The organism is Bradyrhizobium sp. IC4059, from assembly GCF_020193615.1.
In the GTDB taxonomy this organism is placed as follows: domain Bacteria; phylum Pseudomonadota; class Alphaproteobacteria; order Rhizobiales; family Xanthobacteraceae; genus Bradyrhizobium; species Bradyrhizobium yuanmingense.
The window spans coordinates 333508-356436 of sequence record NZ_JADYVH010000007.1 but is presented as its reverse complement, the minus strand read 5'-3'; the positions used below and the strand labels follow the sequence as shown (position 1 = coordinate 356436).

Below are 22929 nucleotides of genomic sequence, written 5' to 3'. Positions count from 1 at the left end.
GTTTACCATCGTCACGTCCAGGCGAATACCGGCTGTTCCAGGTCGGTGACGCGGGTGTGCCGCCCCGCCAGCACCTCGCGGAACTGGTAGATCAGCGCCGCGGTCGGGGCATGGATCAGGCTCATCTGATGATGGAAGCGGATCACGCGGCGGTTGCTCTCGGGGATCTCAGTGAAATCGAAGGCATCGTCGCGCTCGATCGTGGCCAGCGCGATGCGATGAACGGAGGCGACCTCGTCCGGGTTCGGGCGGATCGCAGCACTATCGGCCGCCCAGACCACGACCGGCGTGATCAGATAGCCCGAGCGCGTCGGATAATCGTCGAGCAGGCCGAGCACCGCATCGGCTGACAGCGCGAGTGCGAGCTCTTCGTCGAGCTCGCGCAGCGCCGCCTCGACCGGCGTCTCGCCGGCATCGCAGCGTCCGCCGGGCAGCGCCCATTGGCCGCGATGGGCGCGCAGGTGCGAGGCGCGCCTGGTGAGCAAGAAGGCGGTGTCGCCACCGTCGTCGGATTCGGTCAGCGCCAGCACCACCGCGGCGCGCTTCAGCGCCGGCGGCTCGGCTGTGTCGGGCAGCCGCGCGAAGGCCGCGCAGGCCTCTGCGATATTCCGTCTGGTGGCATCGTCGAACGCTCTCATGATGCTTGACTACACCAGGACTGCATCTGATGAAACGAGGAGACATCGCGTTGCAAGGACGAACGACGACATGACCAGCAAGGCCGCCGCAAGGTTGAAATCAGAGGGCTGGAGCATCCTGGAGACCACGGGCTTCCTGCATCTGATCGGCCCGTTGTGGGAGCGCAAGGTCGACGGCCATTACGAATTCGCGCTCGCGACCGAGGACAAGCACCACAACCGCCGCGGCATGGTCCAGGGCGGCGTGATGATGACGTTCGCCGATCGCACCTGCGGCATGACGGCCCGTTACGTCTCCGGCAAGGAGTACTTGGCGACGGTGCAGCTCGACACCCATTTCGTCGAGGCCGGCCAGATCGGCGACACCCTGATCTCCCGCCCGCGCGTGGTGCGCTCGACCCGCAGCCTGATCTTCATGAGCACCGAGGTGGCCGTGGACGACCGCTGCATCGTGATGGCGAACGGCGTGTTCAAGATCTTGAAGGGGCCGGGGTAGCGGGCGATCAGGCCGGCGCTGCTGCGCGCCACACCCGCAGCCGTCATTCCCCGCGAAGGCGGGGAATCCAGTACGTCGCGGCCCCTCGATCGATCACGACTGTCTCGGCGTACTGGATCGCCCGCCTTCGCGGGCGATGACACTGAATGTGAGGCGCAAACGTGCCCCACCGTCATTGCGAGCGCAGCGAAGCAATCCAGCATCCCTCCGCGGACACATCTCTGGATTGCTTCGCTGCGCTCGCAATGACGGACTTTGCTGGCTATGCTGCCGTCCACCAACATCGAGGACTCGCCCATGCAATACCGCCAGCTCGGCCGCAGCGGCCTCAAGGTCTCGCCGATTTGCCTGGGCACCATGATGTTCGGCGGGCCGACCGATGAAGCCACGTCGAAGCGGATCATCGACAAGGCACGCGATTCCGGGATCAATTTCATCGACACAGCGGACGCTTATTCCAAAGGCGCCTCCGAGGAGGTCGTCGGCCGCGCCATCGCGCGCAATCGTGGTGCCTGGGTGCTTGCCACAAAGCTCGCAAACCCCATGGGGGACGATCCCAATCGCGGCGGACTGTCGCGGCGCTGGGTGTTGCAGGCGGCGGACGAGAGCTTGATGCGGCTCGGCACCGATCACATCGACATCTACTATCTGCACAAGGAAGACCATGCCACGCCGTTGGAGGAGACGGTGCGCGCCATGAGCGACCTGATCCACGCCGGCAAGGTGCGCTATTTCGGCGTCTCCAACTACCGCGCCTGGCGCGTCGCTGAGATCTGCAACATCTGCGACCGACTCGGCATCGACCGGCCCGCGGTGAGCCAGCCTTATTACAACGCCATGAACCGCATGCCGGAGGTCGAGCACTTTCCGGCCTGCGCCTATTACGGTCTCGGCATCGTGCCCTATAGCCCGTTGGCGCGCGGCGTGCTCACCGGCAAGTACAGGGTGGATGCAGCGCCCGACAAGGAGACGCGCGCGGGGCGCAACGACACCCGCATGATGCAGACCGAATGGCGGCCGGAATCGCTCCAGCTTGCGCAGGAGATCAAGGCTCACGCCGACACGAAAGGCATCACCGCCGGCCAGTTCGCGGTCGGCTGGGTGCTCAACTCCGCCTTCGTCTCGTCGGTGATCGCCGGTCCCCGCACCGAGGAGCAATGGGACGGCTACATCAGCGCGCTCGATTATCGTTTCACCGCGGAGGACGAGGCGCTGATCGACCGCCTGGTGACGCCAGGCCATCCCTCGACGCCAGGCTACAATGATCCGGCCTATCCGATCGAAGGCCGCCGCGCGCGGACGGCGTGAGGGGGCCTTCGATGGCGCTTCAAGACCGCTACGGCCTGCCGCTCTCCACCACCTCGCACGAGGCAGCATCCGCCTATCGCGACGGCGTCGACCTCATGCTCGCGGGCTGGACCGGCACGGCGGAGATGCTGGAGCGCGCGATCGCGGCCGACCCTGATTTCGCGCTGGCCCACATCGCCCGCGGCCGCGTTCATGCCTTCTACCAGCAGGGCGATCTCGCGCGGCAAAAGGCGGCACGCGCGCGCGAGCTCGTGGCCGGGCGCGGCAGCGAGCGCGAGCGCTCGCATGTCGAGACGCTGGCGCTCGCGATCGAGGGCCGGCTGCCGGAGGCGATCGCATCGACGCTGAAGCATATCGACGCATGGCCCCGCGACGCATTGGTGCTGTCGCTGCCGCTTGGCGTGTTCGGCCTGTTCGCCTTCTCAGGCATGGCCGATCACGACCGCGCCCGGCACGAGCTCTGCGAACGCGTCGCCCCACATTACGGCGAGGACTGGTGGTTCCTCACCATGTCCGGCTGGGCGATGACGGAGAATGGCGACGTCGCGCGCGGCCGCGCCGTCACCGAGCGCGGCTTCCATCTGCGCCGGGAAAATGCCCACGCCGCGCACGCGGTGCTGCATGCGATGTTCGAGGACGGATCGATCGAGGACGCCGATCGTCTCGTGGACGAATGGCTCCCGGCTTATGACCGCTCCGGAATCCTCCACGGCCATATAAGCTGGCATCAGGCGCTCGGCGCGCTCGAGCATGGCGATGCGGCGCGGGCGCTCGCGATCTATGCCGACGTGCTTCGGCCCACTGCCACGCAGGCGCCGCCGCTCAACGTCATCACCGACAGCGCTTCGCTGCTGTGGCGCCTGTCGATGTACGGTCATGCGGTGCCGAAGGCGCTGTGGCAGGAAGCCGACGCCGCCGCGCAAAAACTGTCCGAAATCGAGTCTGTCCTTTGCCGACGTCCACATGGCGCTATTCGCAGCCGCGACGCAGAATCGCGAAGCGCTCGCCGCCCGCCTTGCGGCGATCGAGCAGCGGCTTGCCGACGGCAAGCTGCCGGCGGGCCCTGTGGTGCCGGCGATCTTCCGCGCACTCGCGGCTTTCGCCGATGAGGATTACCGGACTTGCGTGCAGATGCTCGCGCCGGTGCTCGGCGAGGTCGTGCGCATCGGCGGCAGCCACGCCCAGCGCGAGCTGATCGAGGACACCTATATCGTCGCGCTCATGCGCAGCGGTGAGCTGCCCCGCGCCCGCGCCGTGCTGGACGCCCGCCTCCACCGCCGCCCCTCCTTCCGCGACAGGCGCTGGCAGGCGGCAATGGGTTAGGTTATTGTTTGAGCATGATTTTTTCGGAAAACCGCTACGCACTTTTTCGGATCATGCTCCGCCACGAAAAAAACACCGCCCTGATGGCATGTGGCCGCCGGGACGGATCGGGCGATTTGGACGAATCGCCCTCGGGGTTGACGCGGTGATATTCCAGACGGGATTTGCAGCACAAACGGGATCGCAACCAACTTGCGGTTCGATGGTTACGGTGCGGAACTCTTCCGCCATGGCCCCCTGGCTCATGAGCCCGACGACGCGCCTTCGCCGATTGGTCCTCGCCGCGTTGCTCGTGATCGCGGCAAGTCCTTGTTTTGCCGAGACTTCCAAACCCGTTCCGGTCAACAATCCGCCCGCGCAGCCGAACGCCTTCATCGATCTCCTGGCGCTGATGTCCGGCCACTGCAAGACGTTCAGGGTCGCGGGCCGCACCTTCCCGTGCAAGACGGTGGCCTATGCCCATGGCGACACGGGCCGGGTCAATTTCGCGGTCGCGGTCGACGATCCCTCCGATGACAGCCACGTGGTGTCGTTCTCCGGCGAGAATGGCAAGCGCGCCGACGACAATTCCTACGAGCTGCGGATCGACCGCGTGCTGCTCAACTCCAAGAACCGCCCCAAGGTCGACGGCCTGCCGGTGCCGGCCGAGCAGACCTCGACCGGCATCTGCCGCCAGACCGGCAACTTCGCCGCCAGAAAGGTGAACGACGTCACCTGCTCGGCGACCGACAGCGAGGGCCGCAAATACGAGCTGCTGTTCGTCTCCGACGGCACCCCGGTCAGCGTGCGCCGCATCCGTCAGTCGGCCCCGTCGATCCAGGACCCGTTCAAGTAGGTCCGTGTCCGCTGGCGTCAACGTGTACGATCGCGCTGATGCCACGGAGCCCTGGCACTGCGCTCAGCTATCACGGTCGTACATTCATCGCAGACAGGATGCGATCCTCGCTGCGCTCTCCGAGCGACACCGCTTTCCTAATCCGCATCCGTGCCAGTTGCGAAAATCTACATGCGCCACTCTCGTGTCCCGGACTCGCACCGCATCGTCGAAGAGAAGCTGCGCCGCGTTCGGGGCGCGAGTCGCAGGCCATGCCTCTTCATGCGACGATAGATCGCGCGGCCTTCGCTCGTTCACAAACGTTAACGTGCGTTCATCGGGGAACTGAAAATCTGCGTCGTTTCGACGCCCGCAGTGGCTGGAACGCGCGGGATACTCATGTGTTGTCACACGACCTTCAACTGGAGTGATGACATGAAATATCTCATTGCCGCGATCGCCCTTGGTGCTGCGGCGTTGGCCGGTGGATCGGCGAGTGCGGCCGGCAATACAAGTGCCAAGCAGACCGCGCAGGAAAGCCAGACCACCGACATCAGCGCGCACCGCAGGCATTACCGCCACCATCATCATTGGCGGCATCATCACGGCTATTACCGGCCGTATTACAGGAGCTACGGTTATTACCCGCGGCACCACGGCTATTACGGCGGCGGGCCCTACGGCTATTACGGCGGAGGCCCCGGCGTGACGTTCAGCTTCGGCGGCGGCCGCTGGTAAGATCTGGAGAGACACGCGACGAGAGGCCCGCATCAGATGCGGGCCTCTTTTCATTGTCCCCGAAGGATCATGTCCGCCGTCTCCAGGCCGCTCGCCAGTGCCGCCTCGACCGTGCCCATGTCGCGGCCGCGATAGAGCGCTTCGCCGGAAAACAGCACCAAGCCGTCGCCGCGCGCGAGGATCGCCTGTGCCGCGCGCGTGCGCGGCGTCGCCCACGAATAGGCGCCGCGCGCGAACGGATCATGCGCCCAGTTAGTCGCGGCGGACGCCACCAGCTCGCGCACGATGTGATCGCGCGGCAGGCCGAAGATTGCGGCGAGCGAGCCGAGCCCGGCATCGATCAATGCTCGCGCGTCGAGGCTTTCCAGCTCGGCCGTGCGGGGGCCACCGAACCAGCCCGTCAGCACGGGATGCTGGTCCGGATAGCGCGTCCACCAGACCGGGATCGCCTCATCCGACAGCAGGAAGGTCATGTCCGCAAGGTCTTCCTTGCGCTCGCGCCACCATGGCCGCGCGAAGCGCAGCAGGATCTTGATGACGTTGCCAAAGCCGATGTCGTCGACAGCAGCCAGCTTGGCACGCGCGCCTGCCGGTAGCGCGATCTCGCGCAGCAGCGGCAGCGGCACGGTGAGGATCATGCGGTCGCAGGCGTGCACGTCGCCGCCGGCGCAGCGAACGATCACCGCGCCGCCCTCCTCCGCAATCGCCGACACAACGCTGCCGAGGCGGATGGTGACGCCCTGCCTGCGGCAGTCGGCCGCCAGGAAATCGATCATCGCGCCGTAGCCGCCTTCGATGCGCGCCTGCGGAGCGTGCCCGCCGTCCATCCATTCCGCGCGCAGCGCCAGCGTGGAGGCGCGTTCGGGATCGGCCGCGTCATAGCCTTCGACCATCCGCTCGATCGAATGGCGCAGCGGCGCGTAATTGTCGCCTGCAAAATGCCGGCGCAGGAAGTCGGCGACCGTGAGGTCGTCCTTCAAGTCCGCCAGCTTGGCCTGAAGCTCCGCTTCATGGGGATCGTCGCGCTCGCGCGTGAGCTTCGTCCCGTCAAAGCGCCACTGCTCGCCTTCCATCTCCTGAAGCGACAGGCCGGCTTCGCGCAGCAATGCGCGTGTGACCGGCGCCTCGCCATGGACGAACTCGGCGCCGCCGTCGGCGGCATAGCCGAACTGCGAGGCCGGCAGCGGATGAATGCGGCCGCCGCAGCGCTGGCGCGCCTCCAGGATCGTCACCTTGCTGCCGGCACGCGCCAGCTCGCGCGCCGCCATCAGGCCGGCCGCGCCGGCGCCGACGATGACGATGTGCTCGGACGGATCGGACATGGCCGCGCCTTACCGGCTCACGGCTTGCGGGTCGTTCTGGATCAGATAGCGCAGCAGCAGGACGCCGCCGCCGAGCTCGCGCGTGCTCTCCAGCGTCATCGCGGCGATCGGCGCGCGCCGGTCGCTGTCGGCCTCGGTGGAATCGAACACGAACGGGGCGCCCTTTGCGCCGTCGATCGCAGGGCTGAGGATCAGGTTGAATTCGTCGATGAGGCCGGCGCGCAGGAACGCGCCGTTGGCAACGCCGCCGCCCTCGACCAGCAGGCGCTTCACGCCGAGCTCGCGGCTGAGAATGTCCAGCGTCAGTGCGAGGTCGATCTCGGATTTGCCGGCAAAGATGTAGGACACGCCCTCGCTGCGGAGGCCAGCGAGATGCGAATCCGGGACGTTCTCGGTCAGCACGACGACGATCGGATCGCCGCCGATCTCCGCGCGCCCCCAGCCGATCTTGCCCTCTGCATCGAGCACGACGCCATAGGTCTTCGCGTCGCGCCGGGCGAACCAGTTTTCGCGCGGAAATTTCGCGTCTGTCGAGGGATAGGGCCTGCCCTTGGCGAACTCCGAACCCGTGACGCGGCCGATCACCCAAGCATCGCCGCCGAGCTCATCGTGGATCTTCTCGAACCAGTCCGTGCCCGCGCCCTTCGGACGCCAGCGGCTGGGATGCGTGCGCCCGTCGAGGCTGGAGTGCATCAGGCAGATGACATACGGTTTCATGCAATCCTCAGGGCAGCGCTCAGGCCGCGGGTCCACCGCGCGCGGCACGATCGTTCACAATCGCGGCCAGCGGATTAAGCCTGGGTGGCGCTATGAGCTGGAGCGTGTTGGTGTCGTGGTGATTGAACGGCGCGCCGCGCACGAACAACTCGGTCTGGATCAGATAGGTCCAGCTGCCGTCGTCGTTGAAGGTGATGTCGCAGCGGTAAGCATCGGTGCGAAAGGCCTGCTCCAGAAAATCGGTCGAGCAGATCCCGTAGGCGGTGTCGCCGCGCTTGGCAGTGACCGAGATCGTCTTGTCGTCGGGCCCGGCCTTGCCCGAGGCCAGCAGCACCTGCCCGCGCGGGATCGCCAGGGTCTGCATGATCAGCCCGGTCGCCGGCTCCCACAGCCAGTAGCCGACTTGGTCGTGGAAGGTAATGTCTTCCTCGGGCGTGTTGATGTGGATGTGGTACCGCAGCCCGTACAACAGCTGCGGCCCGTTGGCCTGCGGATCGATCGGATCCATGCGGATGTGCTCGATGAAGGTCCGCCGCTCCGGCCCTTCCGCCTTCGGATTGATGTCGATGCCCTTGTCCGCCTGCCAGGTGCCGGCAAGACGCCGAAGCGGGCCGAGATTGGCCAGGCCGTCGGGCGAGACGTCCTCGGGTTCGGTGAAGATATCGGCGGGAATGGGGAGCATGGCGGCCTCGCGGGGGTGCAGAGACCAGCCATAACACGGGCAGGCGGCGGCCTGAATTCAACTGTTAGCGGCACAGCGTCGGAGGCATTCGAGCCATGCGAGGATGCGCATTGCATCCCGCGCCCGCCTCTGGCGCTGCAGCCGGGCCGGTTGACGAAGACGCCGAGGCTGGCGCGCCCCCGCGACCGCTTCAAGCCGCTTCCGACACCGATCTCGCACGCTGCTCGAGCACGCCGATCGTCGCGACCAGATTGTCGCGCCGGGCGCGAAGGTTGGCCGCGAGAAGCGGGTAGGTCGGCTGAACCGGGTCGAACACCCCGGCGCGCGCCTCTTCCTCGAGAATGTCGGTATTAATCAGCCGAACGCGCCACCATAGATCGGCGATCAACGCGTCGAGCCGGAGTTCGTCAACAGCACCAGAACGGGACACTTCCTGCATCACTTGCCTCAACCTGAAACGGCCTCTCCACCGAGGCCCGGGCTTGGATCAGGACTGAGCAAGGGGAGTGCCAGGACGGGCGCAGGCTTCCGAACCGGCAATTGAGGAACGCTCTTCGGCCGAAGGGGCTGCAGTGGCGAGGCATGATGAAAACGCCTGAGGCATTGACCTCACGCCACCCGCCGTTTCCGGCGCGCCGTGGGGGCTTGCCAGGAGAGGCTTGCAAGCGGCACGGGCTTGCTGAAGTGAAATCCCTGGCCGAGCGGGATGCCGAGTGATTGGAGCCGTCTGACCTGTTCCGAGGACTCGACCCCCTCGGCGACGATCGACAGCTTCAGCGTCTTTGCCAGCTGCACGATGGATTTCAGCACGGCGACGGTCTCGCAGCGATCGATCCTGTCGATGAAGGATTTGTCGATCTTGACCTTGTCGAAAGGAAAGGCCGTCAAATAGGACAACGACGAGTATCCGACACCGAAATCGTCGAGGGCAATGGAGACGCCGAGCGCCTTGAGGCGCTGGAGCGTCCTGAGGTTCTCCTCGGTGTCGGCGAGAAAAACGCTCTCGGTGATCTCGAGCTCGAGCCGGGTCTGCGGAAGCCCGCTCTGCGTCAACGCAAAGGTCACGGTGTCGACGAGATTGGCGCTGGCAAATTGCAGGGCGGAGAGATTGACAGCGACCTTGATGTCGCCCGGCATGTTCATCGCATCGCGGCAGGCCCTGGCGAGCACCTGGTGGCCGAGCTCCACGATCAGTCCCCCCGCCTCGGCAACCGCAATGAACTCCGCCGGAGGGACGTAGCCCCTGGTGCCGTGATGCCAGCGCGCCAGGGCCTCGACCGATTTTACCCGACCAGTGCCGAGCTCGATCACAGGCTGATAAAACAGCTCTATCTCCTCACGCCAGATCGCTTCACGCAGCTCGATCTCGAGCACGTTGCGTTGATCCGCTTCCGCCTTGAGCTCCGGTGAATAGACGTGGAAGCAGTTTCTGCCGGCATTCTTCGACCTGTAGAGCGCAAGATCGGCGTTGCGAAGGATCTCGTCGACCCGCGTGCCGTGCTCGGGCACGAGCGCAAGGCCAATGCTACAGCCGCTCACGACGGGGTGGCCATCGATGTGAAAGGGTTCGGCAATGGCCTCGACCAGCCGCGCGGCCAGGCTTTCAGCGCCGTCGCGCATCGCGGCCCCGCCGGGTGCGACGATGACGGCAAATTCATCGCCGCCGATTCGCGCCGCCGTATCGGCATCACGGATCTGCGCCTTGATCCGGTCGGCAACCTGCTTCAGCAACGCGTCGCCGCATTGGTGGCCGAGCGCATCATTGACCGACTTGAACTTGTCGAGATCGAGCAGGAGTACGGCGAACGCGGGCTCCGGCCGGCGCGGGCGGGCCAGCGCCTCGTCGATGCGCTCCTTGAACAGGTTGCGATTGGCAAGGCCGGTCAGGCTGTCGTAATGCGCGAGCCGCTCGATGCGGTCCGCCGACGCCTTGCGCTCGGTGATGTCCTCATGCGTGGCAACCCAGCCGCCGTCCTCGCGCCGGCCGTAGGAGATGTAGACGACCCGGCCGTCCGGAAACTGCACGGTGTTCGAGATCTGCTCCGACTGGGCGAGCCGGTTCTTCAAATCGACGAGGTACGCCTCGACGTCGAGCACGGCGGTCTGCTTCGCGAACACCTCCCGGAAGTCCATGCCGATCCGGATGTCTTCCGGCACGAGGTCGTAAAGTTCGAGCCATTGCCGGTTGAACGCGATCAGACGGTCGCGGCCATCGAACATGCTCAAGCCCTGGGGGAGGTTCCTGAGCGCATCCTCGAACTTGCTGGCGAAATCGCGCCGCTCGCGGTGGGCGCGATCCAGCGCCTGCTGCCGTCGCCAATGAAATGTCGTCGCGGCGAGGATGATGAACGTGAGCAGCACCGCGCCGCCGAGATAGACCTTCTGCCTGAAGGCGGAGCGGGAATAGATCTCCTGCTCCGAAATGCCGACGGTGAAGATGAGCGGAAACGCGCGCGACCTGCGCGCCGTGATCAGTCGGTCGCTGCGGTCCGGTCGGTTCTCGTTCCAATATTGCGCATAGAAGCCGTCGCCCAGTTCGCCCGCGACGCGGCTCGGCGCGCTTTGTCCCAGCACTGACCCCTGGTCCACGCCCCGGGCGGCGAGCACCACGTGGCTCGCATTCCTGAGCACCAGCGTTCCCCCGACGCCGAGCTTTGCGGTGTCGTAGAACCTGCCGACGACGTCGACGCTGATCGAGCCGACAACCACGCCGACCCGATTGCCGGCGAGATCGAACAGCTTTCTCGCGAGCTGTATCGTCCACTTTTTGGACGCGCGGCCCAGCACCGGCTTCGCCACGTAAAGGCGATCGTCGACCTGCGACATGGTATGAATGAAGTGCTCGCGATCACCGAGATAAAGTGGCGGACCGGAATAGCCCGCCGTCGTCTCGGTCATGTATCCGTCCGATCCGATCAGAGCGAACTGGACCACGTCGCCGGTGGCGAGGCGGGCCTTGTCGGACCAGAACTTCAGGCTGAAGGCCTGCGGATCCTGGGCGTAGAGTGCCTGTACCACCAGCAACGACTGATCCACGCGCTCGAAGATGCGCTCGGTGTTCTCCTCGAACAATTCGGCGACGCTGTTGCCGTGCGACCGCGCTTGCTGGATCGCGTCCATCCGCTCGGAGGCGGTGATCGCGAAATAGCCGATCCAGACCAGGGGGAGAAAGAACAATGCGATCTGCAGCGGAGCATTCCGCAGGATCGCTCTTCCGGCTTTGCGAACTGCCCCTGCGGGAATCACGACGCGCACCCCCGCTTCGGCCGCCAGGGCAGAACTGCGCTCGCCCGCAGTATTGGCATCGCCTTGTCTCCGCCTCGACTGCACAGGGACACCCGCGCGGGTGCCGTTCATAGCGCGAAGGTAGCCGAAACAGCCTTAAGTTTTTGTTTGGAGGAAGCTCAATTCTTCAGCTCAAAGCCTCCGTATCATCACGGAGGTCGGCTGGTATTGGGCAATCAGGCACATCGCCATGTCGCAAGCGGCACATTTTAACCGTCTTTGGACCGTTTTTCACATCGCGCGCGCAAGGACGATCGTGCCGGACAGGATGAGGAGCGCGCCTGCCGCATAACTCAACCGTTGGCCGAACGGCAGCAGCTTCTCGGCGGCGACATAGAGCGCGATGCCGATGATCCAGGCCAGGTTCATCACGCCGCCGACGAACAGCAATACCATCAGAAACCAGCAGCAGCCGACGCAGTAGCTGCCGTGGCGAAGTCCCATCCGGAATGCGCCGCGCGTGCCGGGCCGCCAATATCGACTGAGAAACAACAGCGGACTGTCGCAGTAGCGCAGGCAGGCCTGTTTGAGCGGCGTGAACTGATAGAGCCCTGCTGCAATCAGCACGCCGCCGCCCAGAATCGCGCTGGTGCTTGCCATCGCCATCGACAACAACCCGAAGCGTTCGAATGCTCCTTGCACCAGGACCGCAGCGAGACTGAACCCGGCCCACGTCACGAGATAACCGGCGAGAAAGATCCAGCTATCGATTGCGGCGCGGGAGGCAGCCTCCTGCCTGCGCTTGATGGTCGCATACAGGAGAACGGTGGGCACCGCGCTCGGCGCCATCATCGCGACCATCATCACCCACCACATCACGAACAGCAGCGCGCCATAGAACGGCGTCCACGGCATCGGCGCCATGTCCGGCATGTCGGCCATCATCTCGGTGTCCATGCCGGCGCCCGCAGCGAGATAGGCCCAGGCGAGCGCGACCACTGCGGCGGTCCCGATCGCGACGATCAGCCGGTCGCGGTGGAGCAAGTGTTCGAGTATCGAGCGCTCCTGCATCGACTTGTCCATGGCGACGAGGAGCTGACACCGAGATCTTGTGTCGGTGTCAGCGCCGCATCATGCTGCAACGCCCTTGGGCGTCTGCACGACATTGGCGAGCGAGCTATGCGTAGCGCGGGTCTCGAACCGGATCGCGCCGGTCGAGCGGATGTCGGCGGATGCGACCTCGGCCGCCCGATGTTCGAACCCTTCGGGCATGACCACCTGGATGCGGTGCGGATCACCGGTCACCGGATTCTTGATCGGCTCGACATCGGTCTCGAGCACGCCCTTGGCGACGAGTCTTGCGACGCGTCCGTCCTTGTCGAAGGAGAACTCGAACGGCACAAACACGGGATCATGGATCTTGGTGACGATCATGCTGACGATCTGGAACAGCGTGCCTTCGGCCGAATGCTTACCGGAGAAGATATCGAACAACGCCTGTCGCTGCTCCGCCGTGGCGCGTTCGTCGATGATGGGCTGGATTGTCCCGTTGCCCTCATGCAGCGGCCCGGGGAAATCGACCGTGATCGCAAAGCAGAGACCATCGAGCCTGGTCCCTTCGAAATGTCCCTTGGCGATCCGCATGGCGACCAATCCCTTGCAATAGCCTTGGGTCGGCCGTGCGTTGAAATCGCAGGGGCAGCCAAACGAACAGGTGCAGTTCTTCATCCATTCGCCTTCGAGACGCCAGTCCGATGCAGCCATGGCACATCTCCTGATATGAGCGGGGACGCGGCAGCCGTTGACGAATTTGTTCAGCGTTCTTGTCGAAGCAATGCGAAAAGGCGCGAGCGGGATCGAGATCCGATCAGAAGGCCGGCATCGCAGAAATAGTCTGGTGGCGAGCTGCCGTTTACTGTCGGAGGATCATATCAGCGGCGGCCGGCTGCGTATAGCGGACGAGGGTCGTGGCTCGGGGGCAGCTACAGCTCGGGGGATATCCGACGTCCGGGGCGTGGTGCGCAGGGGCGGGATGCGCTCTCCGACGCTCTTGTGATTGAAATATCGAGAGAATTTCTAGCAAGCAACAAGAACGTATTGGCATGAGTGAGCACGTCCGGCTTTCCCTTCGGATTCCAGAGGATGCCGAATTGGTGAAGCCGCGCCGTGAGGAACGAGAACTGCCGAAACCGATCGAGGCCGCCATGGGCTTCGATCGCCAGTTGCTGAAGATTGGCATCGATCTCTTCCCTCACTCGTCCAGGAAGGTTCGGCAATGGGCGACGAACCTCGCTGGATACTGGAACAGCGCGCCGTGGCCGGAGTCCGGATAGAGAACGAGCTGGGCGTTCTTCATAGCCTTGAACATGTTGTAGGCGTTGATGCTCGGAAACATCGTGTCGTCGCTGCCGTGCACGATGAGCGTAGGCTGCGCGATGGCGCGGAGCGTCGCTTCGCCTTCATGCTTCCTGGCGCACCAGCCAATAATTGCCTTCGCCTGCGCGTTGCTGACATCCTCGCCGCTGTCCGGATCACGATCCTCCTTGCGCATCGTTGCGCGGGCGACGAAAGCGCGGCCGGCGCGCTGACTTTCTTCGGAGGGTGTGAAGAACAGGGGCAACCGCACATCCGTCCCGCTTTGAGCGAAGGCTTCGTCGACTACGGCGAGCAGATGTTCCTCGCCCCCGCGCGGTGCAGCGCCGGCGATGATGAGCTTGCGGATCAAGCCGGGGTGCTGCACGGCAAGCACTTGGGTGAGCATGCCGCCGAGGGAGAAGCCGAGGAGGTCAACCTTTGGCAGATCAAGGCCTCGTATGAATGTCTCGGCATCCGAGGCCATCTGCTCCACCGTGTCGGGCGTCCGGCCGGTAGAGGTGCCTATGCCGAGATTGTTGAACGCAATGACCGGCCGCGTTTCAGCAAGGCTATTCACCACTGCCGGATCCCAGGCATCCATCGTCCCGGTGAAGTGCTGCAGCAGGATGAGCGGCGTCCCGGCCGTCGGGCCGAGCCGCCGGAAGGCGAAGCGCACATCGCCGACGTTCAAAGATTCTGTTCTAGCGGTTTCGAGCGACATGGTTGCTCCTTTGTGAGTTGCATTTGCTTGATGCGGAGTCGATCCTGATGATTGGCAGCGCATCTACATGGTGAGGACGATGCGAAAGCGGGCTTCGCCCGCCATCATCTTGCGATACGCTTCCGGCGCGCGTTCTAGCGGCATCGTCTCGATCATGGCGGCAACGCCAGCGAGCGAGCTGAACCGCAAGGTGGCATCGGCGGTCGCTGGATCGCCGGTCAAGGCGCCTTCGATCGAACGCTCGCCGAACAGGAGGTCGGACGTCGCGATCTCCGCAGGTTCGGGAGATGCGCCGAGCGCGATGATCCGGCCGCGCGGCCGAAGCCCCTTCACCGCGTCTGCCACAGCGCTACCACCTGACGCGGTGATGACGACGAGCTGCGCGCCGCCCAGATCCTGCAGCGCGGAAGCAACCGCGACGCTCGAGCTGTCGACATAATGGTGGGCGCCAAGCTTTCCGGCGAGACCACCTTTGTCCGGTCCGCGCCCAATCGCCACGACCTCGAAGCCCATGCGCCGGGCGAACTGCACGGCGAGGTGCCCGAGGCCGCCAATGCCGATCACGGCGACCAGATCGCCGGCGCGAGAGGGAGAGTTGCGGAGCGCGCTGAAGGTCGTCAGTCCGGCGCAGAGCAGCGGAGCGGCGTCTTCCGAGGCGAGCCCATCGGGAATCGACACGAGGCCACTTGAGCGCGCGAGCATGTACTGCGCGTAGCCCCCGTCATGATGAACGCCGGTGAACTCCTGGTTCCGGCAATTGACGAGATCGCCGCCGCGGCACTCTGCACAGTGTCCGCAACTACCTCCGAGGAAGCCGATGCCGACGCGCTGCCCGAGCGTCCAACCCTCGACGTTGCTGCCGACCGCGTCGATCACGCCTACAGCCTCGTGGCCCGGCACGCGCGGCCATTGGATCGGAAAAGCCCCTTCGACGGTCGCGGCGTCGGAGTGGCAGACACCGCAGGCCTCGACGCGAAGGCGGACCTGCCCGGGGCCGGGATCGACAAGCGGCTTTTGCGTCAGTTCGAGCTGTCCCGGCGCGACGGCCTGAACAGCGCTGTATGTCGTCGGATCGCTCGACATGAAAGCTCCAAGGTCTGAAAAACCTGTCGGAGCGCTACCAGCGGCCTGCCCAAGCCGACAGGACGTAGATGCCATCATTCCGGCCATGCATGGCGAAACATCGCTGGAACGACCATCTAGGCGATTAGCAACCGTCGCGGAGAAAGCATGAAGATCGGCCTCGTCCTTTGCCCGAGTTTCCAACCCGTCTGCTTCGGAGCCGTCGCAGCGTTCGACGTGGCCAACAAGCAGGCCGGCGAGAAGGTCTATGACGTGCGCGTCCTCTCGGAGGAAGGAGGACTGGTCGCCTCGTCATCCGGCATGCAGGTCATGACGGACCCAATCGACGATGCTCGCTATGACACGCTGATCGTCGCCGCGGGCCTGGAGATACCGACCTCGTCGCCGGGATTGGTCCGGCTGCTTCGCGCTGCTGCTCGCGACGCGCGCCGCGTCGCCGCCATCTGCCTGGGCTCGTTCGTCCTGGGAGATGCGGGCTTGCTGAACGGCCGGCGCGCCACCACGCATTGGCGTTACGCGCAGGCGCTGCAGGACCGTTTCCCCAGCTGCGAGGTCGACATGGACAAGATCTTCATCGCGGACGGACCGATATGGACGTCAGCCGGCATGACCGCGGGAACGGACCTGGTCGTGGGGATGATCGAGCGCGACCACGGCTCCGATATTGCCCGTTCGGTCGCGAAGGGCATGGTCATGTACCATCGCCGCTCAGGCGGACAGTCCCAGCATTCCACTTTGCTGGACCTCGGCGCGAATGAAGATCGGGTCCAGCGCGTGCTGAACTACGCTCGTCAGAACCTTGCCGAACACCTCACCGTTGACGAGCTTGCCGAGGCCGCGTGCCTCAGCCCCCGGCAGTTCACGCGGCTGTTTCGGGCGGAAACCGGCACCACGCCCGCAAAGGCGGTCGAAGCGTTGCGTGTCGAAGCCGCGAAGTTGATGCTGGAACAAAGTCGGTTGCCGATCGAGGTCATCGCTCGCGAGGTGGGGTTCGCGAACCGAGAGCGGATGCGTCTGGCGTTTGCGCGCGTGCTTGGGGAGGTCCCTAGAGCCATCCGCAATGATGCCGGACCGCTGGCCGCACTATGATCGACGCGCGACCGCGGCAATGCGTGTGAGAAGGCGGCCCATGTCGGATCAATCGTCATAAGGCCACCGGCTTCTCACGCCGTCGAGTTTGGATTCCAAAGGCTCATCGCTAGCTGAGCCGGATGTTGGAAAGATCGATCGAAACGACGAGGGGCTCGGTGCTGAAGCTGCCGTCTGGCTGGCGGGAATAGATCCGGCGTTTCGTCGGGAATTTGATGCCCGAGACTTCCGTGTAGTCTTCGATGATATGCGCGCCGGGCGTGTTGCCGGAGATCTCGACGTTGTAGTCGTGGCGCTTCAGCAGCCCCTCACCGTCGAAATAGAGCGTCTGCACGGTGCTGTGCGTCGCGATCTCTGCCGGAAATCGCACCGCAAGGCGGCGCCAGTCTCCGCTGTCGGTCGGCCAGGGCTCCAGTTCCTCGGTCTCAAGTCTCGGCCAGGCAAGCAGGAACGGCATGTTCAGATAGGTCCACATCGCGCAGCCGGCGAAGTAGGCGAGTTGCAGTTCAGTCCACGGCGTTTGCAACTCATGGCCGGCAAAGCTCGCGCGCGGCTCAAGCAGCTCTTCGAGAACCGTTCCGTTGTCTGCTTCCAGAGCCACCCGGCTCGGCTCAAAGCGCGAGCGGCGATGGTCAGCGCCGAACGGAGCGTGTGACGCCCACTGCCTCTTCAGACCCACGGTGACGTTGGTCCGCTTGAGGGTGACTGCCTGTCCCTTCAAGGACCACAGGACGCCGCCCTGCACAAGATCGGCCGACACCTGCTCGAACTGCCGCCACCGATCGAGGCCTCCATGGGCTTCGATGGCTATATCCTTGAGTTGCTTCATGGTTGGGCTCCTGCGGAAGCCGCGCGGGATCGCGCAGCCTTTAGCGGGAGCCTAGGCGGTCGGCCAAGCCTGCCGAACGACTTAGATGCCTTGATTCCAGACGCCGCCGCGCGCCGGGTTTTCCAGATGCCTCTTGGCAAGCTCCAGGAAGAGAAAAGAAAAACGCGAGCGCGCTTCGCGCCGGTCATCTGGCAAGCGCTATCGTACGAGATCGTGCTTCAGTGTGGAAAAGCGTAGATTGGTGCCCAGGGGCGGAATCGAACCACCGACACTGCGATTTTCAGTCGCATGCTCTACCAACTGAGCTACCTGGGCGTGCTCCAAGAGAGGGGCCAAAGCCCATCGAGCGGGCGGTTTATAGTGGGCTCGAGGCGGCCTGTCCACCCGGCTTCGCCAAGTGGCTGCGCCGGGCGCGGCCCTTCTGTGCACAAGATCGGGCGGGGTTGCTGCGGCTGCTGCTCGGCGCTTCAGCGAGGCAATTAAAGCTTTGATACAGCTCGATTATTCGACGTCGTCGGTTTCGTCGTCGCGGCCGGGGATGACGTAGGAGCCCTTCAGCCAGCGGTTCAGGTCGACGTCGCGACAGCGCGAGGAGCAGAACGGACGGGTGGCCTGCGTCTGCGGCTTGCCGCAGATCGGGCAGGTTTTGAGCGGGCCGGTGGGCTTGGTGACCTGGTCGTCCATGGATGTCGGCAGCTTACACGAGGTAACGGGGTTCAAGCGCCCGCGAGGAAACGGGTTCCCGGTGCAGCCGCGCATGTGCCGCGGCGCGGACCCGGCGGGGCCATTCTACTGTGCATGGGGTTGTTTTCGAGGTTTTTGTCGGCGCGGCCCTTGGGCTCACTTGGGCTCACACCGCGGTGGTATTGAGCCAGCCGAAGCGGATCGGAAAGCCCTCGCCGCCGAGCAGCGTCGTGGTCTCGTACAGCGGCAGGCCGACGACGTTGGTGTAGGACCCCACCATCTTGACCACGAAGGATCCGGCGATGCCCTGCACGGCGTAGCCGCCGGCTTTGCCGCGCCATTCGCCGGAGCCGATATAGGCCTGGATGTCGTCCTCGGACAGGCGCTTGAAGCGCACGCGCGTCTCGACCAGACGCTGGCGGAAAGCCTCGCGCGGCGTGACCAGGCAGATCGCGGTGTAGACGCGGTGGTTGCGGCCGGAGAGGAGACGCAGGCACTGCGCGGCTTCGTCGACCAGATTGGCCTTGGGCAGGATGCGGCGGCCGACCGCCACCACCGTGTCGGCGGCGAGGATGAAGGCGCCGCGCAGTTCGTCGTCGAGCTGCACCGACTTCAGCGCAGCGTCGGCCTTGGCCCTGGCCAGCCGGTTGGCGCAGGCGCGCGGCAGCTCGCCCCGCTTCGGCGTCTCGTCGACGTCGGCCGGCCGGAGCGCATCCGGCTCGATGCCGGCCTGGTTGAGCAGCGACAGCCGACGCGGCGAGCCGGAGGCAAGTACGAATTTGGGGCGGCCAAGCATCAGGTGATTTGGAAGATGAGGCAGGGGTGAATTGCGCGCGGAACCTATCGGAAGGGGGCTGATTTCACAACCCGGGAACCGGAGTTTGGTGATTCGAGGTATCCGCCACGGCTGTGCCTGCTCTCTGTGACGCGGGTGTTACGGCGGGCTGATGCTACCCGCTCGCCGCGCCGACCTTGGCGAAGCGCCGCCGGATGCGCATCAGGAGCTGATCGCAGACCTCGCGATAGGCAGCTAACTTCTGGTCGCGGCTGCCTTCGATGGTGGTGGGATCCTGCGTCGGCCAGTATTCGACCTCGGCCGCGAGCGTTCGCGTCAGCTCCAGCGCCTTGTGATGCGCCTCGGGCGAGAGCGTGATGATGAGGTCGAAATTCAGTCCCTCCCAATCCTCCAGCTCCTCGAAGGTCTGCGGCTTGTGGCCGGAGATGTCCTGGCCGAGCTCGCCCATCACGGCGACGGCGAAGGGATCGAGCTCGCCCTTCTTGGTGCCGGCCGACTTCACATAGAGCCCTTGCGGAAACATGTGCTGCAACAGGCTCGCGGCCATCGGCGAGCGCACGCTGTTCATCGCACAGGCGAACAGCACCGACTGAGGATCGCGTGCGCGTGGCGGATCCGCCATCGCGCTCAGCCCTTCCAGTGCAGGACTGTAATGAGCGTGAACAGCCGGCGCGAGGTCTCGAAGTCGACCCGCACCTTGCCTTTCAGCCGCTCCTGCAGCGTGCGCGATCCTTCGTCATGGATGCCGCGGCGGCCCATGTCGATGGCCTCGATCTTGTCGGGGGTCGCGGTGCGGATCGCCTGGTAATAGCTGTCGCAGATCATGAAATAGTCCTTCACGATCCGCCGGAACGGCGTCAGCGACAACAGATGCGCGACCACGGGCGTGCCGTCCTCGCGGCGGATGTCGAACATCAGCCGGTTGCCGGTGATGCCGATATGCAGCGTGAACGGGCCCTTGCCGTCCGCACCCTCGGGCGCAAACAGGTTCTGCTCGATCAGATCGTAGATCGCGATCGCCCGCTCGTGCTCGATGTCGGGCCCGGAACGGCCAATCGATTCCTCGTCGAGCGTGACGCCGACGATGCGATTAGTTGAGTCGTCCTGTGCGGGCGGCTTTGTCATGACAGATTGAGGCGCAATCCAATCGAGCGGGAATGGGCGTCCAGCCCCTCCGCCTTGCCGAGCGTCATCGCGGCAGGTCCCAGCGCACGCAATTGGTCGGGCCCGCATTTCAGGATCGAGGTGCGCTTCATGAAGTCGTGCACCGAGAGGCCGGAGGAAAACCGCGCCGAGCGCGCCGTCGGCAGCACGTGATTGGAGCCGCCGACGTAATCGCCGATCGCTTCGGGCGTGTGCGGTCCGAGGAACACCGCGCCGGCATTGCGGATCTTCGCCGCGAGCGCGTCGGGATCGACGGTCATGATCTCGAGATGCTCGGCCGCGATGGCGTCGGCAAGCGGGACGGCGTCGCCCAGGTTCTTCACCATGATAACGGCGCCGAAATCGGCCCAGGACGCGCTGGCGATCGCGGCGCGTGGCAGCGTCTTCAGCTGCGCCTCGACCGCCTTTTCGACGTCGGCGGCAAGGCGCGCCGAGTCCGTGATCAGGATCGACTGCGCGCTGGAATCGTGCTCGGCCTGCGCCAAGAGGTCAGCGGCGATCCAATCGGCGTTGCCGGTGTCGTCGGCAATGACGAGCACCTCCGAGGGGCCGGCGATCATGTCGATGCCGACCTTGCCGAACACCAGCCGTTTCGCGGCAGCGACATAGGCATTGCCCGGGCCGACAATCTTGGCGACCGGCGCGATGGTCGCGGTGCCATGCGCCAGCGCGGCCACCGCCTGCGCACCGCCGACACGGTAGATCTCGGTGACGCCGCCGAGATGGGCGGCCGCCAGGACCAGCGGATTGAGCTTGCCGTCCGGCGAGGGCACCACCATCACGAGGCGCGACACGCCGGCGACTTTCGCCGGCACGGCATTCATCAGCACCGATGACGGATAGGCCGCCGTGCCGCCGGGGACGTAGAGGCCGGCGGATTCGATCGCGGTGTAGCGCCAACCAAGCTCGACGCCGAGCGGGTCGGTGAAGCGCTCGTCTTTCGGCAGTTGGCGGCGGTGATAGGTCTCGATGCGGTCGCGCGCGAGCTTGAGTGCATCCAGCGTCGCAGGCTCGCAGGCCTTCACGGCGGCCTCGATCTCGGCGGCGGAGACGCGCAAGGAGGATGCGTCCAGCTTCAGGCGGTCGAACTTGGCCGTCGCCTCGAGCAGGGCGGCATCGCCACGCTTGGCCACGTCGTCGACGATCGCGCGCGCGGCGGCCTCGACATCGGCCGAAGCCTCGCGCTTGGCGGCGAGGAAGGCTGCGAATCGCTGGTCGAAATCGGCGCTGCTGCGGTCGAGGCGAACGGGCATGTTTCGCTTGGCTTCCGGCTGGTCTTGAGGGGCGGGTCGGCGCACCAGGTCCCCTGCTCAATGGCGCGGCGGGAAAGCTGCGTCAACCCTCGGCAGATGCCATCCCAGCCAGGGCCCATTCGGCTGGTATACGGCCTCTTCAGCCCTCCCCCTGGACTCCAGTGCCCAGCGTGTCGGCCCCGAGATCGGTCAGCTCGCATTCCAGACACTCGACGTCCAGGCGGATGGCGCCGCCCTGGGCGAACAAAAGCAGGGCGCTGCCGCCGGGCTCCTCGGCGCGGCCGTCCCGGGGGTGAAATTCAATGCCGACGAGATCCAGGATCTTGTCCGGCGCGGCGAGGTCAATGTTGCGCGACTTGCAGGCGAGCACACGGTCGAAACGGAGCGCTGCGACCAGCCGGCGCGGCTCGGTCTCGCCCTCCAAGGTCTGCTCCCAGTCCAGCCGGCTCATTCCGACCACAAGCCGTTTCTCGCCCTGCCGCCAAATGATATCGGAAGCCTGGACGCGGGCGTCCTGGACATGGGTCGAGATCACGGCGAGGTCGTCGGCGTCGAGAGCGATCAGTTTGAGCTGGGGCGACATCGCCGCGCCTCTCCTGGAGTGGACGGGGCTCAACGCGCACGAGCCCCGAAATTTCCACACACAAGTTAAGCCCTCGTCCGGCTCGCCGCTACGCGGCGAGCCACCCATTCCCACAACAAGGGAGGGTGAGAGTCGTGAAACCTCACTCCCTGAAGAACGCCAGGAGATCCGCGTTGATCGTCTCGGCATGCGTGGTCGGCATGCCGTGGGGGAATCCCTTGTAGGTCTTCAGGATGCCTTTCTTGAGCAGCTTGGCCGAGAGCGGCGCCGAGTCCGCGTATGGCACGATCTGGTCGTCGTCGCCATGCATCACCAGCACCGGGACGTTGATCTTCTTCAGATCCTCAGTGAAATCGGTTTGCGAGAACGCGACGATGCCATCGTAATGCGCTTTCGCGCCACCCATCATGCCCTGGCGCCACCAGTTCTCGATCACCGCTTCCAGCGGTTTTGCGCCGGGGCGGTTGTAGCCGTAGAACGGGCCGGCGGCGATGTCGCGGTAGAAGGCCGAGCGGCCGGCGGCAAGCTGGGCCTGGAAATCGTCGAACACGCTCTTCGGCAGGCCTCCGGGATTGGCTGCGGTCTGCACCATCAGCGGCGGCACCGCGGAGAGGATCGCGGCCTTCGCGACGCGGCTCTCGCCGTGACGGGCGATGTAGTGCACGACCTCGCCGCCGCCGGTGGAATGGCCGACATGGAGGGCGTTCTTGAGGTCGAGATGCGCGGTGAGCGCGGCGAGATCGTCGGCATAATGATCCATGTCGTGGCCGTCGGCGACCTGCGCCGAGCGGCCGTGGCCGCGGCGGTCATGGGCGATGACGCGATAGCCGCGCGTGACGAAGTACATCATCTGCGCGTCCCAATCGTCCGAGGACAGCGGCCAGCCATGGCTGAACACGATCGGCTGGCCCGAGCCCCAGTCCTTGTAGAAGATCTCGACGCCGTCTTTGGTGGTGATGGTGGGCATGGTGGGGCTCCTTTCAATGAGAGACGTCATTCCGGGACGCGCGTCAGCGCGAACCCGGAATCTGGAGATTGTTAAATCGGGATTCTCAGGTGCGCGATTGCGCACCAGAGTTTATCGCTGTGCGATGGCCGGAATGACGAGA

At 65.1% G+C, this 22929-nt stretch carries 23 protein-coding genes, 1 tRNA gene and 1 pseudogene; 6 read left to right on the top strand and 19 right to left on the bottom strand.

All coding sequences use genetic code 11. The features are described from left to right. Positions 1–11: 11 nt before the first annotated feature. On the bottom strand, positions 12–638 hold the full coding sequence (locus I6F12_RS23645; protein WP_225144909.1) for a CoA pyrophosphatase: 627 nt from the start codon (positions 636–638) through the stop codon (positions 12–14). 70 nt (positions 639–708) lie between these two features. Here I6F12_RS23645 and I6F12_RS23640 point away from each other — a divergent pair, with 70 nt between their 5' ends. From I6F12_RS23640 to I6F12_RS23620, 5 genes and pseudogenes are all read left to right on the top strand, one after another. Next, positions 709–1134 carry a PaaI family thioesterase gene (locus I6F12_RS23640; RefSeq protein ID WP_225157327.1) on the top strand — a complete coding sequence of 142 codons (426 nt, stop codon included), beginning with the start codon at positions 709–711 and terminating at the stop codon, positions 1132–1134. A gap of 297 nt (positions 1135–1431) precedes the next feature. Next, entirely contained in the window at positions 1432–2442 is a 1011-nt protein-coding gene (locus I6F12_RS23635; RefSeq protein ID WP_225157326.1) for an aldo/keto reductase, read from the top strand. Between the two features lie 11 nt (positions 2443–2453). Continuing rightward, positions 2454–3765 (top strand): annotated as a pseudogene (locus tag I6F12_RS23630) (tetratricopeptide repeat protein). A 229-nt stretch (positions 3766–3994) separates the two neighbouring features. Further along, on the top strand, positions 3995–4600 hold the full coding sequence (locus I6F12_RS23625) for a hypothetical protein (RefSeq protein ID WP_225140509.1): 606 nt from the start codon (positions 3995–3997) through the stop codon (positions 4598–4600). A 414-nt stretch (positions 4601–5014) separates the two neighbouring features. After that, positions 5015–5317: a hypothetical protein gene (locus tag I6F12_RS23620; protein WP_036027019.1), complete on the top strand. Its 303-nt coding sequence runs from the start codon at positions 5015–5017 to the stop codon at positions 5315–5317. Positions 5318–5367: 50 nt separating this feature from the next. Here I6F12_RS23620 and I6F12_RS23615 read toward each other — a convergent pair whose 3' ends face one another. The 9 genes from I6F12_RS23615 to I6F12_RS23575 form a co-directional block, all read right to left on the bottom strand. After that, a complete protein-coding gene (locus I6F12_RS23615; RefSeq protein ID WP_036027018.1) occupies positions 5368–6639 on the bottom strand; it encodes an NAD(P)/FAD-dependent oxidoreductase in 1272 nt (423 codons plus the stop codon). A gap of 9 nt (positions 6640–6648) precedes the next feature. Next, positions 6649–7356 (bottom strand): RibD family protein, encoded by a 708-nt coding sequence (locus I6F12_RS23610; RefSeq protein ID WP_036027015.1) that lies wholly within the window; start codon positions 7354–7356, stop codon positions 6649–6651. A gap of 19 nt (positions 7357–7375) precedes the next feature. Beyond that, on the bottom strand, positions 7376–8038 hold the full coding sequence (locus I6F12_RS23605) for a heme-binding beta-barrel domain-containing protein (protein WP_225157325.1): 663 nt from the start codon (positions 8036–8038) through the stop codon (positions 7376–7378). Between the two features lie 190 nt (positions 8039–8228). After that, on the bottom strand, positions 8229–8477 hold the full coding sequence (locus tag I6F12_RS23600) for a hypothetical protein (RefSeq protein WP_225113365.1): 249 nt from the start codon (positions 8475–8477) through the stop codon (positions 8229–8231). 170 nt (positions 8478–8647) lie between these two features. Continuing rightward, positions 8648–11215 carry an EAL domain-containing protein gene (locus tag I6F12_RS23595; RefSeq protein WP_225157324.1) on the bottom strand — a complete coding sequence of 856 codons (2568 nt, stop codon included), beginning with the start codon at positions 11213–11215 and terminating at the stop codon, positions 8648–8650. Between the two features lie 339 nt (positions 11216–11554). Continuing rightward, entirely contained in the window at positions 11555–12334 is a 780-nt protein-coding gene (locus tag I6F12_RS23590) for a DUF2182 domain-containing protein (protein ID WP_225144915.1), read from the bottom strand. Positions 12335–12394: 60 nt separating this feature from the next. Continuing rightward, positions 12395–13027 (bottom strand): DUF1326 domain-containing protein, encoded by a 633-nt coding sequence (locus tag I6F12_RS23585; RefSeq protein ID WP_225157323.1) that lies wholly within the window; start codon positions 13025–13027, stop codon positions 12395–12397. Between the two features lie 487 nt (positions 13028–13514). Then, on the bottom strand, positions 13515–14339 hold the full coding sequence (locus I6F12_RS23580; RefSeq protein WP_225113367.1) for an alpha/beta hydrolase: 825 nt from the start codon (positions 14337–14339) through the stop codon (positions 13515–13517). 63 nt (positions 14340–14402) lie between these two features. Beyond that, positions 14403–15422 (bottom strand): alcohol dehydrogenase catalytic domain-containing protein, encoded by a 1020-nt coding sequence (locus tag I6F12_RS23575; protein ID WP_225157322.1) that lies wholly within the window; start codon positions 15420–15422, stop codon positions 14403–14405. Positions 15423–15569: 147 nt separating this feature from the next. Here I6F12_RS23575 and I6F12_RS23570 point away from each other — a divergent pair, with 147 nt between their 5' ends. Beyond that, a complete protein-coding gene (locus I6F12_RS23570) occupies positions 15570–16511 on the top strand; it encodes a GlxA family transcriptional regulator (RefSeq protein WP_225157321.1) in 942 nt (313 codons plus the stop codon). Positions 16512–16620: 109 nt separating this feature from the next. On the opposite strand, the gene I6F12_RS23565 is transcribed toward I6F12_RS23570, so the two are convergent. The 9 genes from I6F12_RS23565 to I6F12_RS23525 all read right to left on the bottom strand — a co-directional run bounded on the left by I6F12_RS23565 (position 16621) and on the right by I6F12_RS23525 (position 22787). Beyond that, complete coding sequence (locus I6F12_RS23565; protein ID WP_225157320.1) at positions 16621–17340, bottom strand: hypothetical protein; 720 nt, start codon at positions 17338–17340, stop codon at positions 16621–16623. Positions 17341–17579: 239 nt separating this feature from the next. Then, a tRNA-Phe gene (locus tag I6F12_RS23560) sits at positions 17580–17655 on the bottom strand. A gap of 186 nt (positions 17656–17841) precedes the next feature. Then, positions 17842–18024 carry a DNA gyrase inhibitor YacG gene (gene yacG / locus I6F12_RS23555; protein WP_225157319.1) on the bottom strand — a complete coding sequence of 61 codons (183 nt, stop codon included), beginning with the start codon at positions 18022–18024 and terminating at the stop codon, positions 17842–17844. A gap of 166 nt (positions 18025–18190) precedes the next feature. After that, entirely contained in the window at positions 18191–18820 is a 630-nt protein-coding gene (locus I6F12_RS23550; RefSeq protein ID WP_057027605.1) for a Maf-like protein, read from the bottom strand. A 154-nt stretch (positions 18821–18974) separates the two neighbouring features. Next, positions 18975–19442 (bottom strand): arsenate reductase ArsC, encoded by a 468-nt coding sequence (locus tag I6F12_RS23545; protein ID WP_036026992.1) that lies wholly within the window; start codon positions 19440–19442, stop codon positions 18975–18977. A 5-nt stretch (positions 19443–19447) separates the two neighbouring features. Continuing rightward, on the bottom strand, positions 19448–19945 hold the full coding sequence (locus I6F12_RS23540; protein WP_025032375.1) for a UPF0262 family protein: 498 nt from the start codon (positions 19943–19945) through the stop codon (positions 19448–19450). Next, positions 19942–21237, bottom strand: a complete 1296-nt coding sequence (hisD, locus tag I6F12_RS23535; RefSeq protein ID WP_225157318.1) for a histidinol dehydrogenase — start codon at positions 21235–21237, stop codon at positions 19942–19944. The genes I6F12_RS23540 and hisD overlap by 4 nt, the downstream gene beginning before the upstream one ends. 139 nt (positions 21238–21376) lie before the next feature. Further along, the gene (locus I6F12_RS23530) at positions 21377–21820 is read right to left on the bottom strand and encodes a DUF2948 family protein (RefSeq protein WP_036014359.1); all 444 of its coding nucleotides are present in this window, start codon (positions 21818–21820) and stop codon (positions 21377–21379) included. A 142-nt stretch (positions 21821–21962) separates the two neighbouring features. Continuing rightward, positions 21963–22787 (bottom strand): alpha/beta hydrolase, encoded by an 825-nt coding sequence (locus tag I6F12_RS23525; protein WP_128264893.1) that lies wholly within the window; start codon positions 22785–22787, stop codon positions 21963–21965. Positions 22788–22929 lie beyond the last annotated feature (142 nt).